The organism is Kribbella solani (assembly GCF_014205295.1).
In the GTDB taxonomy this organism is placed as follows: domain Bacteria; phylum Actinomycetota; class Actinomycetes; order Propionibacteriales; family Kribbellaceae; genus Kribbella; species Kribbella solani.
Genome location: NZ_JACHNF010000001.1, coordinates 2,535,241 through 2,547,986 on the forward strand (window position 1 = coordinate 2,535,241; position 12,746 = coordinate 2,547,986).

Here is a 12,746-nt window from a genome sequence, read left to right on the forward strand (position 1 = left end):
ACAGCGGTTCGCGAAGCGGCCCTCCTACTGCTCGGGAGGTACGAGACCTACATGGTGAGCAGCGAACGCCAGTAGGTCAGCCCACTCCGACGCGATCATCGCGGCCGGTTTTCCGAAGCCATGGCCAGTGTTGACCTCAACCCGAGTCAAGACGGGCCGCGGACCGGACTGGGCATGCTGCAGCGCCGCGATGAACTTGTGGCTGTGCAACGGCACCACGCGGTCGTCATGATCACCTGTGACCACCAGCGTCGCCGGGTACGCAGTGCCTGCGCTGACCCGGTGCAGTGGCGAGTACGCCAACAGGTCCTCGAACTGGTCCGGGTCGTCGGGCAGTCCGTAGTCGGACGCCCACGCCGCTCCCACTGTGAACTTGTGGAACCGCAGCATGTCCAGCACACCCACACCGGGCAGTGCGACTGCGAACAGGTCCGGCCGTTGGGTCATGACCGCACCGACGAGCAGTCCGCCGTTGCTGCGGCCGTGGATGACGAGCTGCTCCGGCGTGGTCACGCCGCTGTCCTGCAGGTGCTCTGCGACGGCGATGAAGTCGTCGAACACATTCTGCTTGTTCTTCAGCCGTCCCGCGTCGTGCCACTCGGCTCCGTACTCGCCGCCACCGCGCAGGTTCGCGATCACGAGCACTCCGCCGGCTGCGAGCCACGCCGGCCAGCCGGGGCGGTAGTCGGCATGGATCGGGATGCGGAAGCCGCCGTACCCCCACATCAGCGTCGGTCGTGGTGTGGAGAAGTCCAGGTCGGAGCGGGTGATCAGGAAGTACGGGACGCCGCGCCCCGGAGCAGTCCGGCGAGTCACCGTGACCTGTGGTGGTGTGAAGCCTCCAGTGCCGCGGACCAGCTCCGGCAAGGCGCGTACGTCGCCTGTGTCTGTTGAGACGACGTACGACAGGGTTGGGTCTGTTGTCGTTGACAGACCGATGAACAGCTCGTCGTACTCCGGTCCAGCGTTGAGACCTACGACTCCCCCGCCCGGTACGTCGATCACGCGCTGACCAGAGCCATCCAACGCGTACAGCGTGAGCACCGGCTGGGCGTCGACCAACGTCAGCGCGGCCAAACCGGACGCCGTGCCGCGAACTGCCTGCAGTGTGGCGTCGCCCTCCGGGATGAGGTCAGTGAACGAACCGTCGAGCGACGAGAGCACCACGCGGCCGCGCGGCGCGTCCCGGTCGGTCCGTAGCACCAGCTGGTCGCCAGACATCCGTACGAACGTGATCTCGTCGGCAAACGTGTCCACCACCTTCACCGGCTCGCCCAGCCCGTCCGACGTGATCGGATAGACCCAGAGCCGCGTGGCGTAGTCGGTGCCTTCGGTGATGTGTACGACGACGTACTTGTCGTCATCGGTCACTTCAGGTGTGTAGAAGTACCGGTCCTTGCCTGGGAACGTCAGCACCAGCTCGTCGTCCGACTGCGGCGTACCGACCTTGTGCAGCGTCAGCCGCCCACCGGACAGGGAGGTAGTCGTCGTGCCCTCGCTACGCCCGCTGGTCGGGTAGTGCAGGTACAAGTACGCGGAACTGTCCGGTAACCAGATCGCCTCGGAGAACTTGGCCTCTGACACCACGTCGTCGACCGGCGTGCCAGTGGCGATGTCGAGCAACCGGAAGGTCGTCCAGTCGCTCCCGCTCTCGTTCACGCCGTACGCGAAGTACTTCCCGTCCGGGCTGACAGTGAACGAACCTAGTGAGTCCGTCCCGTCCTCGGAGAGGGTGTTCGGGTCGATCAGCACCCGGCCGCCGGACAGCAGCTCGTCCAGTGACTCGGCGACGTAGATGACGTCCTGTGCCTGGCTGCCGTCGTTGCGGCCGACGAAGTACCAGCCGGCCTTCTTGACCGGTACGCCGGCGCGCGGCCGGGCCAGGATGTCCGACAGCGTCCGCTGGAACCACGCCCGCTCGGCGTACCCCTCCAGCTCGTTCTGGGTGAACTCGTTCTGCCGACGCACCCAGTCTTGGGTCTCGGTCGCGTCAGGGTCTTCCAGCCAGCGATACGGATCAGCGATCTCGCGCCCGTGCAACAACTCGACCAGATCGTCGCGGCGGCTCTCCGGATAGGTCATGCGGACAAACCTAACCGGCTACGGCTGTACTCGCCCGGCTCCGGTGGGCGGCATCCCGCACAGGCGCCGGAGCCGGGGAGTACAGCGGGCCCCTAGTGCCGGGCCGGGGGGATGTCTTTGGTCCAGAGGACCTGGCCGAACAGGTTGCGGAGGGACACCGTGAAGACGCCGGTGCGGGGGTCGATCCGGGTGTGGCCGAAGAACTGGTTGCCGCTGGCCGGGGACTGGCTCGGGAAGTCGGCGGCCTTCGAGAACACGACCTCCGGACCGAACGTGCTGTCCAGCGAGTTCGGGCCAAACACACCCGCGTTGATCGGACCGGCGACGATCTCCCAGAACGGGTCGAAGTCCGTGAACGCGGCCCGTGACGGGTCGTAGTGGTGCGCGGCCGCATAGTGCACGTCGGCGGTCAGCCAGATCGCGTTGCGTACCTTGCGCTTCTTGAACTGGCTCAGCACCCAGGCGATCTCGTGCTCGCGGCCGCCAGGCGCACCGGGCAGTCCGTTCGCCACCGCCTCGATCAGGTCCCCGTCCGGGACCAGCAGACCGAGCGGCATGTCGCTGGCGATCACCTTCCACGTCGCCCGCGAGGCGGCGACCTCGCGGACCAGCCAGGCTGCCTGCTCCGCACCGAGCATCGCCACCGGTCCGGCCGTTGACGGCACCGGGTTCGCGCCACGGTACGTACGCATGTCCAGGCAGAACACGTCGAGAAGCGGACCGTGGCTGACCTTGCGGTAGATCCGGTCCCGTCCGCCGACGTGCCCCATCGGCAGGTACTCAAGGAACGCCTTCTTCGCGCGCGCCGCCAGTACGTCGACCCGGCGCTCCGTGTAGCGGCTGTCGGTGAGGATCTCGCCCGGGTACCAGTTGTTCAGGGTCTCGTGGTCGTCCCACTGCGCGATCAGGGGTACGTCCGCGTACAGGGAGCGCACGTTCTGGTCCAGCAGGTTGTACTTGTACCGGCCGCGGTACTCGGCCAGCGTCTCCGCGACCTTCGACACCTCCTCGGTGACCACGTTCTTCCAGACGGTCCCGTCGGCGACCTTGAGCGACGCCTCGATCGGGCCGTCGGCGTAGATGTTGTCGCCGGAGTGCAGGAAGAAGTCCGGCCGGGTCTCGTGCATCGTCCGGTACGCGACCATGCCGCCGAGTTCCGGGTTGATCCCGTACCCCTGGCCGGCGGTGTCACCGGTGAACACGAAGGACACCGGCCGGTTGCGCCCCGGCGTACTGAACGAACCGTCGAGCGTCTGACCGATCCGGCCGTTCGTGTCCTCGAAACCGATCCGGTAGTCGTAGCGCTGCCCCGGGCGCAGGCCACGCAGCGGCAGCTGAGCGGTGAAGTCGTCGCCCGCGCTGGTCTTCGGTCCGCGCAGGCAGATGGCCCGGTCGAAGCGGCCGTGGCTGGTCAGCTGGACGACCATCCGGCCGGGCCGGTCGGCCCGGGCCCAGACGACGGCCGAGCTGGGCGTCACGTCGGCACTGGCGATCCCGGACGGCAGCGCGGCGCGGTCGCGGCGGACGAGGTTCGGAGCGGCCGCGGCGACGCCCGGTACGGCGAACGACGCGCCGGCGGCGGTGGATGCGGCCAGGAGCTGGCGGCGACTCAGTTTCATGACGTGAAGGTGCTCCGCACGGATGACTGCCAGGTGACGGCCGGGCTAACTCGGCGGCAAATCAGGCCAGGGGTTGCGCTGGTCCGGGATGATGGTGGCGTGCCTGCCCCGCAGAAGCCCGCGCAAGCGTACGTAAGCCTGTACACCGACCTCCTCCAGACCGTTCGCGAGCTGGGGCTGCTGAAGCGGCGCCAGGGGTACTACTACACGCGCATCAGCGTCGTACTGAGCGCACTGGCCGCCGTAGCGGTCGGCGTGGTGCTACTGGGCGACTCCTGGTACCAACTCGCCCTGGCCTTCGTACTGGCGCTCGTGCTGGTGCAGGTCGCGTTCTTGAGTCACGACAGCGCCCACCAGCAGATCTTCCGCTCCAAGGCGTGCAACGACTGGACCGCACGCATCCTGGCTGGTGGCGTACTGGGTATGAGCGTCAACTGGTGGCGTACGAAACACAACCGCCACCACGCCGCGCCCAACCAGGCCGACAAGGACCCGGACGTCCAACTGGACGTACTGGCATTCACACCGGAGGCAGTCGCCAAACGCGGTCCGGTCGGCAAGTGGTTCGCCGCGCGGCAGGGGTGGCTGTTCTTCCCACTGCTGACGCTGGAGGGCGTGGGACTACACGCGTCCAGCCTCCGGCACCTCGTACGCCGCAAGGCCACTGCACTGGAGCGAGTGGACCTGGCTGTCGTGCTGACTCGGCTGGCCGCGTACGTAGCCGCGCTGTACCTCCTACTGCCACCTGGAAAGGCCAGTGCGTTCCTGGCCGTGCAGCTCGCGGTGTTCGGCGTCTGTCTCGGTGCAGCGTTCGCACCGAACCACAAGGGCATGCCGATCGTCCCGGCCGGGATGAAGCTCGACTTCCTCCGTCGCCAGGTGCTGATGTCACGCAACGTCCGGGGCGGCGTGTTCACCGACTTCGCCATGGGCGGCCTCAACTACCAGATCGAGCATCACCTGTTCCCGAGCATGCCGCGACCGACACTGCGGCGGGTCCAGCCGATCGTCCGCGAGTACTGCGAGCTGCACGGCGTGAAGTACACCGAAGTCGGCCTGTTCACGTCGTACGGGATCGTCGTCACACATCTGAACGAGGTCGGCCTGGGCGCCCGTGACCCGTTCCAGTGCCCGCTGGCCGCACAGCTCCGCGGGTAGCGCTGATCTACAGTAGCCAGCATGTGGTGGGGTCTGGCGGGCGCGTTGGCAGCAGCCGTCGCGTACGGACTGGCCTCCATCTTGCAGGCGTCAGCCGCCTCGGACAGCTCCGCTGACACCAGCGCGGCCAACGTAGTAGTCAAACCGCGCTTCGTGATCGGCATGGGACTGGACGGCGTCGGTTTCGCGGTACAGGTCGCTGCACTGCAGGTACTGCCGCTGTTCGTGGTCCAGTCCGCTCTGGCAGCCAGTCTGGCCGTCACCGCGGTCGCAGCACGCACACTGGGCGTCCGGCTCGGCCAGCGTGAGTGGATCGCAGTAGGCATCGTCTGTCTCGGGCTGGGCCTGCTGGGCATGTCCGCCGGCAGTGAGGGCAGCCCCAGCGTCGGGAACGGCTTCCGGATCGCGCTGGTCGTTGCCGTTGCGCTACTGGGTCTAGCGCGGCTGTCTGTAGGCCTGGTGCCCCGCCGGCTGCACGGACCGCTGCTTGGCCTGATCGCCGGTCTCAGCTTCGGCGTGGTCGCCATCTCCGCGCGTACGATCCCGAGCCTGCGGCCGGCGGAGCTGATCACCGAGCCGGCCACCTACACGGCCATCGCCAGCGGCGCACTGGCCATGCTGACGTACGCCTCGGCGCTCCAACGTGGTGGAGTCACCGCCGCCACCGCGATGCTGGTCGTCGGCGAGACCGTCTTCCCCGCGCTCGTCGGTCTGCTCGTACTGGGCGACCGTCCGCGACCGGGATACGCCGCGTTCGCCGCGATCGGCTTCGTACTCGCCGTGGCCGCCGCGCTCGTCCTGGCCCGGTTCGGCGAACCAGGACAGGCCGTCAGTACGCCGGCGGGATCTCCCCCGAACCGCGAATCGTCAACTTGACCGGCACCCGGACCGTACGGCTCGGCCGATGCGGTTCCGGCAGCCGCTCGGTCATCAACTGGATCGCCGTCCGCGCCATCACGTCGGCCGACTGCGCGACCGCCGTCAGCCCCGGGCTGAGCAGATCACCCAGCGCCAGGTCGTCGAACGACACCAGCGCGACCTGATCCCGGCGCCCGGCCAGACCGCGCAGCACCTCCGCGGTGGTCATGTTGTTTGCCGACAGCAACGCGGTCGCCGGCTCGGCCCGGTCCAGCACCGCGGACAGCGTGATGCCGATGCCCTCCGTGGTCGGCTCGGACAGGTGCACCAGGTCCTCGTCGACATCGATCCGGTGCCGGGCCATCGCGGCCCGGTACGCGACCACGCGCTCGCGGGCGGTGAAGATCCGCTCGTCATCACCGAGGTACGCGATCCGCCGATGCCCTTGCCGGACCAGATGGTCGATCGCCTGATCGATCCCGCCGGCGTTGTCCGCGAGTACCGCATCGGCCTCGATCCCGTGCGCCGGACGGTCGATCGTGACCACCGCCATCCCGGCGTCGACATGCGGAGCCAGGTAGTCCTGGGTCTCGCCGATCGGCGCCATGATCAGCGCGTCCGGCCGGCGGGCGACGAACTCGAGGCAGACGTCCTTCTCCCGCTCCGGGTCCTCGTCGGTCAGCCCGATCATCACCACCGAGCCGGACGACCGGGCCCACAGCTCGACCGCCCGGCCGAGGGAGGCGAAGAACGGGTCGCCGATGTCGCGGATCACCACCGCGATCGTCCCGGTCTTGCCGCGGCGCAGCATCCGGGCGCTCTCGTTCGGGGTGTAGTTCAGCTCCTTGATCGCCGCCTGCACCTTGGCGGTCAGCTCGGGGCTGACGTTCGGTTCCTCGTTCACCACCCGGGACACGGTCTTCAGCGCGACCCCGGCCCGGGCGGCGACCTCCTTCATCGTCGGCCGGCGCTGACCGATCCCGTTCGTTCCGTTGATGCTCATCGCCGGCCCACTCCCCTGTCTCAGCTCTCCACGACAACCGGAATGATCATCGGGCGGCGGCGGTGGGTGTCACTGACCCACTTCCCGACCACCCGGCGGATCACCTGCTGCAGCTGGTACATGTCGTCCACGCCGCCGCCGATCGCCTTCTCGATCTCGGCCTCGATCTTCGGCTTCAGATCGTCGAACACGGTGTCGTCCTCGGCGAATCCACGCGCCTGGATCTCCGGCCCGGCGGTCAGCTTGCCGGTGACCGAGTCCATCACGGCGATCACCGAGATGAACCCCTCGTCGCCGAGGATGCGCCGGTCCTTCAGCGACGTCTCGGTGATGTCACCGACGGTCGAGCCGTCGACGAACACGTACCCGCAGTCGACCTTGCCGGCCACGACCGCCTTCTTGTCGATCAGATCGACAACCACGCCGTCCTCGACGACCACCACGTTCTCCCGCGGTACGCCGGTCTGGACGGCCAGGTCCGCGTTCGCGTGCAGGTGCCGCACCTCGCCGTGTACGGGCATCACGTTCTTCGGCTTGACGATGTTGTAGCAGTAGAGCAGCTCGCCCGCGCTGGCGTGCCCGGACACGTGGACGAGCGCGTTGCCCTTGTGGATCACGTTCGCGCCGTGCCGGATCAGGCCGTTGATCACCCGGTACACCGAGTTCTCGTTGCCCGGGATCAGCGACGACGCGAGGACGACGGTGTCGCCCGGCTGCAGGTGTACGACGTTGTGGTCGTTCGCCGCGATCCGGGACAGCGCCGACATCGGCTCGCCCTGCGAACCGGTCGACACCAGCACCACCTGCTCCGGCGGGTAGTTGTCCAGCTCGCGCATGTCGATCAGCGTGTCGCCGGGTACGTTCAGGAAGCCGAGGTCACGGGCCACACCCATGTTGCGGACCATCGAGCGACCCACGTACGCGACCTTGCGGCGATGCTTCACCGCGGCGTCCATCACCTGCTGGACCCGGTGCACGTGCGAGGCGAAGCAGGCGACGATGATGCGCTGGTTCTTCGCCTTGGTGAAGACCCGGTCCAGCACCGGCGCGATGTCGCGCTCATGGGTGGTGAACCCGGGCACCTCGGAGTTGGTGGAGTCGACCATGAACAGGTCGACGCCCTCCTCGCCGAGCCGGGCGAACGCGCGCAGGTCGGTGATCCGGTTGTCCAGCGGCAACTGGTCCATCTTGAAGTCACCGGTGTGCAGTACGACGCCGGCCGGGGTCTTGATCGCGACCGCGAGCGCGTCCGGGATCGAGTGGTTCACCGCGACGAACTCGCAGACGAACGGACCGATCTGGAGCTTCTCGCCCTCGACCACGGTCTGCTGCGGCACGTTCCGGTGCCGGTGCTCCTTCAGCTTGCCCTCGAGCAGCGCGAGCGTGAGCTGCGACCCGACCACCGGGATGTCGCCCCGCTCACGCAGCAGGTAGGGCAACCCGCCGATGTGATCCTCGTGTCCGTGCGTCAGCACCACCGCGACGATGTCGTCGAGGCGGTCCCGGATCGGTTCGAAGTCCGGCAGGATCAGGTCCACGCCGGGCTGGTTCTCGTCCGGGAAGAGTACGCCGCAGTCCACGATCAGCAGCTTGCCGTCGTACTCGAACACCGTCATGTTCCGGCCGACCTCGCCGAGGCCGCCGAGCGGGATGACCCGCAAAGCGCCCGGAGCGAGAGGTCCGGGCGCGTCGAGATCTGGATGGGGATGGCTCATGCAATCAGTCCTGCCTGTTTCAAGTCGGTGGTGAGCCGGTCCACTTGCTCGGCCGTCGCCTCGACCAGCGGCAACCGGAGGGTCGCGTGCTCGATGACGCCGGCCAGCTTGAGCGCGGCCTTCACCATGATGGCGCCCTGGGTCCTGGTCATGATCGTCTCGACGGCGGGCACCAGCCGTCGATCAATATCCTGTGCGGTGGCGAGGTCGCCGGCCACCACGGCGTCGATCAGCTGCCGGTACTCCGGGCTCGCGACATGCGCGACGACACTGGCGATGCCGACGGCACCGATCGCGAGCGAGGCGAGGTTCAGCTCGTCGGCACCGCAGTAGTAGAACAGATCGGTGTTCGCCAGCACCTTGGTGGTCCCGGCGAGGTCGCCCTTGGCGTCCTTCACCGCGACGATCCGCGGGTGCGCGGCGAGCGTGATCAGCGTGTCGGTCCTGATCTCGACCCCGGCGCGGGCCGGGATGTCGTACAGCATGTTCGGCAGGCCGGTGGCGTCCGCGACGGCGGTGAAGTGCGCCAGCAGACCCTCCTGCGGCGGCTTGTTGTAGTACGGGGTGACGACCAGCAGGCCGTCGGCGCCGGCCGCCTCGGCCTGCTTGGCGCACTCGACGGTGTGCGCGGTGTCGTTCGTGCCGACCCCGGCGACCAGCTTGGCGCGGTCGCCGACCGCGTCCCGGACCGCCTCGATGATCCGGACCTTCTCCTGGTCCGACGTGGTCGGCGACTCGCCGGTGGTCCCGTTCAGCACCAGGGCGTCGTTGCCGTGATCGACGAGGTAGCCGGCCACCTTCTGCGCGGCATCCAGGTCGAGGGAGCCGTCGGGCCGGAACGGAGTGACCATCGCGGTCGTCAGCCGGCCGAACGGCGGCGACGAGGGCGTGGATTCTGGCGAGGACATGAGCCTCAGATTACCGCTCCTGGACCCTGAAGAAATGGGTAGGCCTGGTGGCTGTCCGCTCGGGGGTCCGGGCAGCCACCAGGCTCACTCGTCCTATCGGGGGTGGCCCGGTAGGCGTTACAGCTTCCCCGAAGAAATTCCGAAAAAACTTCTGTGAATACTCTGCGTGTTCGAATGGCTGCGGTTTGTCGATATACCGATGACTTTCCGAACCGATACGCTCGTCGGCGTGTCGACACCTGCCGCCGTCCCCGCCCCTCGGCAAAGCCTGACGATCGTCTGCGCGGCGCTGGCCGGCGCGATCCCGATGATCACCCTCGTGCTGTGGTTCGTGCTCGGCGCCGACGGCATCGGCCCGTTCCCCGCGTCGTGGGCGCCGATCGCCGTGATCGCGGTCGCCGGCGGGGCGTACGCGTGTTGTGAGCTGGCCGGGTTCCGTACGCCGCCACTCGAGTACGCCAACCGGTCGGCGGCGGAGATCGAGGCGGATTCGTGGCGACGGTTCACCGCGTCCACGTTCACCCGGTTCGCGTTGTGCGAGGCAGTGTTCCTGGTGTCGGTGGCGCTGGCGTTCTCGGTGCACAGCTTCTGGGTCGTACTGATCGGTGCCGTGATCGCGCTGCCACTGTTCTTCTTGGAGGCCTGGCCCGGTGAGCGCAATCAGCGTCGCTTCGCCGCGGCACTCGAATCGCGGGGCATCCCCTCGTACCTGACCGGTGGCCGGCTTCAGGACTGACCGGCCAGCCAAATGCTGGTGGCGTCGAAGAGACGTTGCACTGCTTGAAGCGCGCCGGGCAGGAGCAGTACGCCGCCGAGGGTCAGCAGCGGGACGATCACCATCCGCTCGCACCAATGACCAGTACTGAAGCGGAGCGGCTTCGGGAGGCGGAGCTCGTACCAGGTCTCGCCGCGGATGGGGAGCGGCCAGAGCCAAGGGCAGCCGGAGCGGGTCAGACTGTCACCCAGACAGTGCACGAACATGCCGAGCGCGACAGCCACCCCGATCCAGCCGCCGATCTGGGTCAGTCCGGCTTGTACGGAGTCGGCGGCGCCCGTACCGGGTAAGGCTGCACCGAACACGGACCATCCGGCCGCGGCTAGTACGACCAGGACGATCCAGTCGCCCAGCGCGTCGGCGGCCAGTACCAGACCCGCGACAGCGATCGCCAGGACCGCCCATTTGCCGCGGTCGCCGAGGCTCGCGGTCAGCATACCGAGGAGGACGGCGGCGACCAGGGTGTGCGTGGCGTGGCGGTGCTTGCCGGTGCTGTCCTCGTCGCGGGGGCCCTTGGTCAGCTTGTAGAGCACGCTCGAGAAGGCGCGGATCGCGGCCGAGATCAGGCCGGTCACCGGACCGAGCAGGCGTGAGGCGCTGGCTCCCGGATGATCCAGATCCGGCAACAGGGCGTACCCGGCGGTGGCGGCCGCGAACGGCACCACCTCCGCGACCGACGTCAGCCCGACCAGCGGCGCCACCGCCAGCCCGGCGCACCACCCCGACAACGCATGCGACCGCCCCATCATCCCGAGCCTCACTCCCTTCGGGTACATCCAACCCCACCAACCCCACCAGCCCCAACCGCCTCGGCGCTTGCCCCCTCAGGTGGCGGGTTGCCCCCTCGAATTTCCAGGGGGCAACCCTGCGCCTCCGGGGTCATCCCCTGAAGTGCAGGGTTCGGCGGCTTTGCATAATCATGCAGAGTGATGCATACTCTTCCTGTGTCCAAGGTGCTTACTTCTTTGCCAGTCGGTGAGCGGGTCGGGATTGCCTTCTCGGGTGGTCTCGACACGTCGGTCGCGGTCGCGTGGATGCGCGACAAGGGTGCGGTGCCGTGTACGTACACGGCAGACATCGGGCAGTACGACGAGCCCGACATCGCCTCGGTGCCGGAACGTGCGACCGCGTACGGAGCGGAGATCACCCGCCTGGTCGACTGCCGCGCGGCGCTCGTCGAGGAAGGACTCGCGGCGCTTGCCTGCGGGGCGTTCCACATCCGCTCCGGCGGCCGGACGTACTTCAACACCACGCCGATCGGGCGCGCGGTGACGGGTACGTTGCTGGTCAAGGCGATGCTCGACGACGACGTGCAGATCTGGGGCGACGGGTCGACGTTCAAGGGCAACGACATCGAGCGGTTCTACCGGTACGGCCTGCTGGCGAACCCGCAGCTGCGGATCTACAAGCCGTGGCTGGACGCGCAGTTCGTGCACGAGCTCGGTGGCCGGAAGGAAATGTCCGAGTGGCTGGTCGCGCACGGGCTGCCGTACCGGGACTCCACCGAGAAGGCGTACTCCACCGACGCGAACATCTGGGGCGCGACGCACGAGGCGAAAACCCTCGAACACCTCGACACCGGGATCGAGAACGTCGAACCGATCATGGGCGTACGGCACTGGGACGCCGGCGTCGCGATCGAGACCGAAGACGTCACGATCGGGTTCGAGCAGGGCCGGCCGGTGACGATCAACGGCAAGGAGTTCGGCTCCGCGGTCGACCTGGTGCTCGAGGCGAACGCGATCGGCGGACGGCACGGGCTGGGCATGTCCGACCAGATCGAGAACCGGGTCATCGAGGCGAAGTCGCGGGGCATCTACGAGGCGCCGGGGATGGCGCTGCTGCACGCCGCGTACGAGCGGTTGGTGAACGCGATCCACAACGAGGACACGCTCGCCAGCTACCACACCGAAGGCCGCAAGCTCGGCCGGCTGATGTACGAAGGTCGTTGGCTGGACCCACAATCGCTGATGATCCGTGAGTCGCTGCAGCGGTGGGTCGGCACGGCCGTCACCGGTACCGTCACGCTGCGGCTGCGGCGGGGCGAGGACTACTCGATCCTGGACACCACCGGGCCGGCGCTCAGCTACCACCCCGACAAGCTGTCGATGGAACGGATCGAGGACTCAGCGTTCGGGCCCGTCGACCGGATCGGTCAGCTGACGATGCGGAACCTGGACATCGCCGACTCGCGCGCGAAGCTGGAACAGTACGCCGGGCTGGGGATGTTCGGTTCGTCCAACCCCGCGCTCGCGTCCTCCACCGACCTGATCGGCGAACTCCCCAAGGGCGGCGCCGAAGCCATCGCCTCCCGCGGCGAAGCCCCCGAAGAAGAGGCCCTCCTGGACCGAGCCGCCATGGAATCCGGCACGGACTAACAGCAGAACACACCATTCACTCCCCTGGCCGGCCCGCTCCCCTGCGGCCGGCCAGGCTCATTCATCACCCCGCCGCTGCGGCCGAAGTTGGTTGAAAACCCAGCCCGACACACCTACCTCCGCCGCCGAACCTCCGGCGGCACCTGCATCTCCCCTGGCGAACCTCCATCGGCACATGCATCCGCCCGAGTGAACCTCCGCCGAACCTCCATCGGCACATGCATCCGCCCGAGTGAACCTCCGCCGAACC

The 12,746-nt window shown here is 67.9% G+C and carries 10 protein-coding genes; 4 read left to right on the forward strand and 6 right to left on the reverse strand.

Annotation, left to right across the window (positions count from 1 at the left end; translation table 11 throughout):
- Positions 1-24 precede the first annotated feature (24 nt).
- Complete coding sequence (locus HDA44_RS11380; protein WP_184833607.1) at positions 25-2,082, reverse strand: prolyl oligopeptidase family serine peptidase; 2,058 nt, start codon at positions 2,080-2,082, stop codon at positions 25-27.
- Between the two features lie 92 nt (positions 2,083-2,174).
- Complete coding sequence (locus tag HDA44_RS11385) at positions 2,175-3,701, reverse strand: alkaline phosphatase D family protein (RefSeq protein WP_184833609.1); 1,527 nt, start codon at positions 3,699-3,701, stop codon at positions 2,175-2,177.
- A 99-nt stretch (positions 3,702-3,800) separates the two neighbouring features.
- Here HDA44_RS11385 and HDA44_RS11390 point away from each other — a divergent pair, with 99 nt between their 5' ends.
- Complete coding sequence (locus tag HDA44_RS11390) at positions 3,801-4,859, forward strand: fatty acid desaturase family protein (RefSeq protein ID WP_337905855.1); 1,059 nt, start codon at positions 3,801-3,803, stop codon at positions 4,857-4,859.
- A 21-nt stretch (positions 4,860-4,880) separates the two neighbouring features.
- On the forward strand, positions 4,881-5,735 hold the full coding sequence (locus HDA44_RS11395) for a DMT family protein (RefSeq protein ID WP_184833611.1): 855 nt from the start codon (positions 4,881-4,883) through the stop codon (positions 5,733-5,735).
- On the opposite strand, the gene HDA44_RS11400 is transcribed toward HDA44_RS11395, so the two are convergent.
- The 3 genes from HDA44_RS11400 to dapA are packed head-to-tail and all read right to left on the reverse strand — an operon-like array spanning position 5,689 to position 9,343.
- Positions 5,689-6,720, reverse strand: coding sequence for a LacI family DNA-binding transcriptional regulator (locus HDA44_RS11400; protein ID WP_202887314.1), 1,032 nt, complete (start codon positions 6,718-6,720; stop codon positions 5,689-5,691). The two genes, HDA44_RS11395 and HDA44_RS11400, sit on opposite strands and share 47 nt — an antisense overlap.
- A 20-nt stretch (positions 6,721-6,740) precedes the next feature.
- On the reverse strand, positions 6,741-8,435 hold the full coding sequence (locus HDA44_RS11405; protein ID WP_184833612.1) for a ribonuclease J: 1,695 nt from the start codon (positions 8,433-8,435) through the stop codon (positions 6,741-6,743).
- The gene (gene dapA / locus HDA44_RS11410) at positions 8,432-9,343 is read right to left on the reverse strand and encodes a 4-hydroxy-tetrahydrodipicolinate synthase (protein WP_184833614.1); all 912 of its coding nucleotides are present in this window, start codon (positions 9,341-9,343) and stop codon (positions 8,432-8,434) included. The genes HDA44_RS11405 and dapA overlap by 4 nt, the downstream gene beginning before the upstream one ends.
- 199 nt (positions 9,344-9,542) lie before the next feature.
- On the opposite strand from dapA, the gene HDA44_RS11415 reads away from it, so the two are divergent.
- The gene (locus HDA44_RS11415; protein ID WP_184833616.1) at positions 9,543-10,079 is read left to right on the forward strand and encodes a hypothetical protein; all 537 of its coding nucleotides are present in this window, start codon (positions 9,543-9,545) and stop codon (positions 10,077-10,079) included.
- On the opposite strand, the gene HDA44_RS11420 is transcribed toward HDA44_RS11415, so the two are convergent.
- The gene (locus HDA44_RS11420; protein WP_238352414.1) at positions 10,070-10,867 is read right to left on the reverse strand and encodes a metal-dependent hydrolase; all 798 of its coding nucleotides are present in this window, start codon (positions 10,865-10,867) and stop codon (positions 10,070-10,072) included. The genes HDA44_RS11415 and HDA44_RS11420 overlap by 10 nt on opposite strands.
- Before the next feature lie 195 nt (positions 10,868-11,062).
- Here HDA44_RS11420 and argG point away from each other — a divergent pair, with 195 nt between their 5' ends.
- Entirely contained in the window at positions 11,063-12,496 is a 1,434-nt protein-coding gene (gene argG, locus HDA44_RS11425; RefSeq protein ID WP_184833618.1) for an argininosuccinate synthase, read from the forward strand.
- Positions 12,497-12,746 lie beyond the last annotated feature (250 nt).

Excerpts from the sequence above, each read along its gene's own strand:
- HDA44_RS11380 (WP_184833607.1), bottom strand. The coding sequence starts at position 2,082 with ATGACCTATCCGGAGAGCCGCCGCGACGATCTGGTCGAGTTGTTGCAC.
- HDA44_RS11385 (WP_184833609.1), bottom strand. The coding sequence starts at position 3,701 with ATGAAACTGAGTCGCCGCCAGCTCCTGGCCGCATCCACCGCCGCCGGC.
- HDA44_RS11395 (WP_184833611.1), top strand. The coding sequence starts at position 4,881 with ATGTGGTGGGGTCTGGCGGGCGCGTTGGCAGCAGCCGTCGCGTACGGA.
- HDA44_RS11400 (WP_202887314.1), bottom strand. The coding sequence starts at position 6,720 with ATGAGCATCAACGGAACGAACGGGATCGGTCAGCGCCGGCCGACGATG.
- HDA44_RS11405 (WP_184833612.1), bottom strand. The coding sequence starts at position 8,435 with ATGAGCCATCCCCATCCAGATCTCGACGCGCCCGGACCTCTCGCTCCG.
- dapA (WP_184833614.1), bottom strand. The coding sequence starts at position 9,343 with ATGTCCTCGCCAGAATCCACGCCCTCGTCGCCGCCGTTCGGCCGGCTG.
- HDA44_RS11415 (WP_184833616.1), top strand. The coding sequence starts at position 9,543 with ATGACTTTCCGAACCGATACGCTCGTCGGCGTGTCGACACCTGCCGCC.
- HDA44_RS11420 (WP_238352414.1), bottom strand. The coding sequence starts at position 10,867 with ATGATGGGGCGGTCGCATGCGTTGTCGGGGTGGTGCGCCGGGCTGGCG.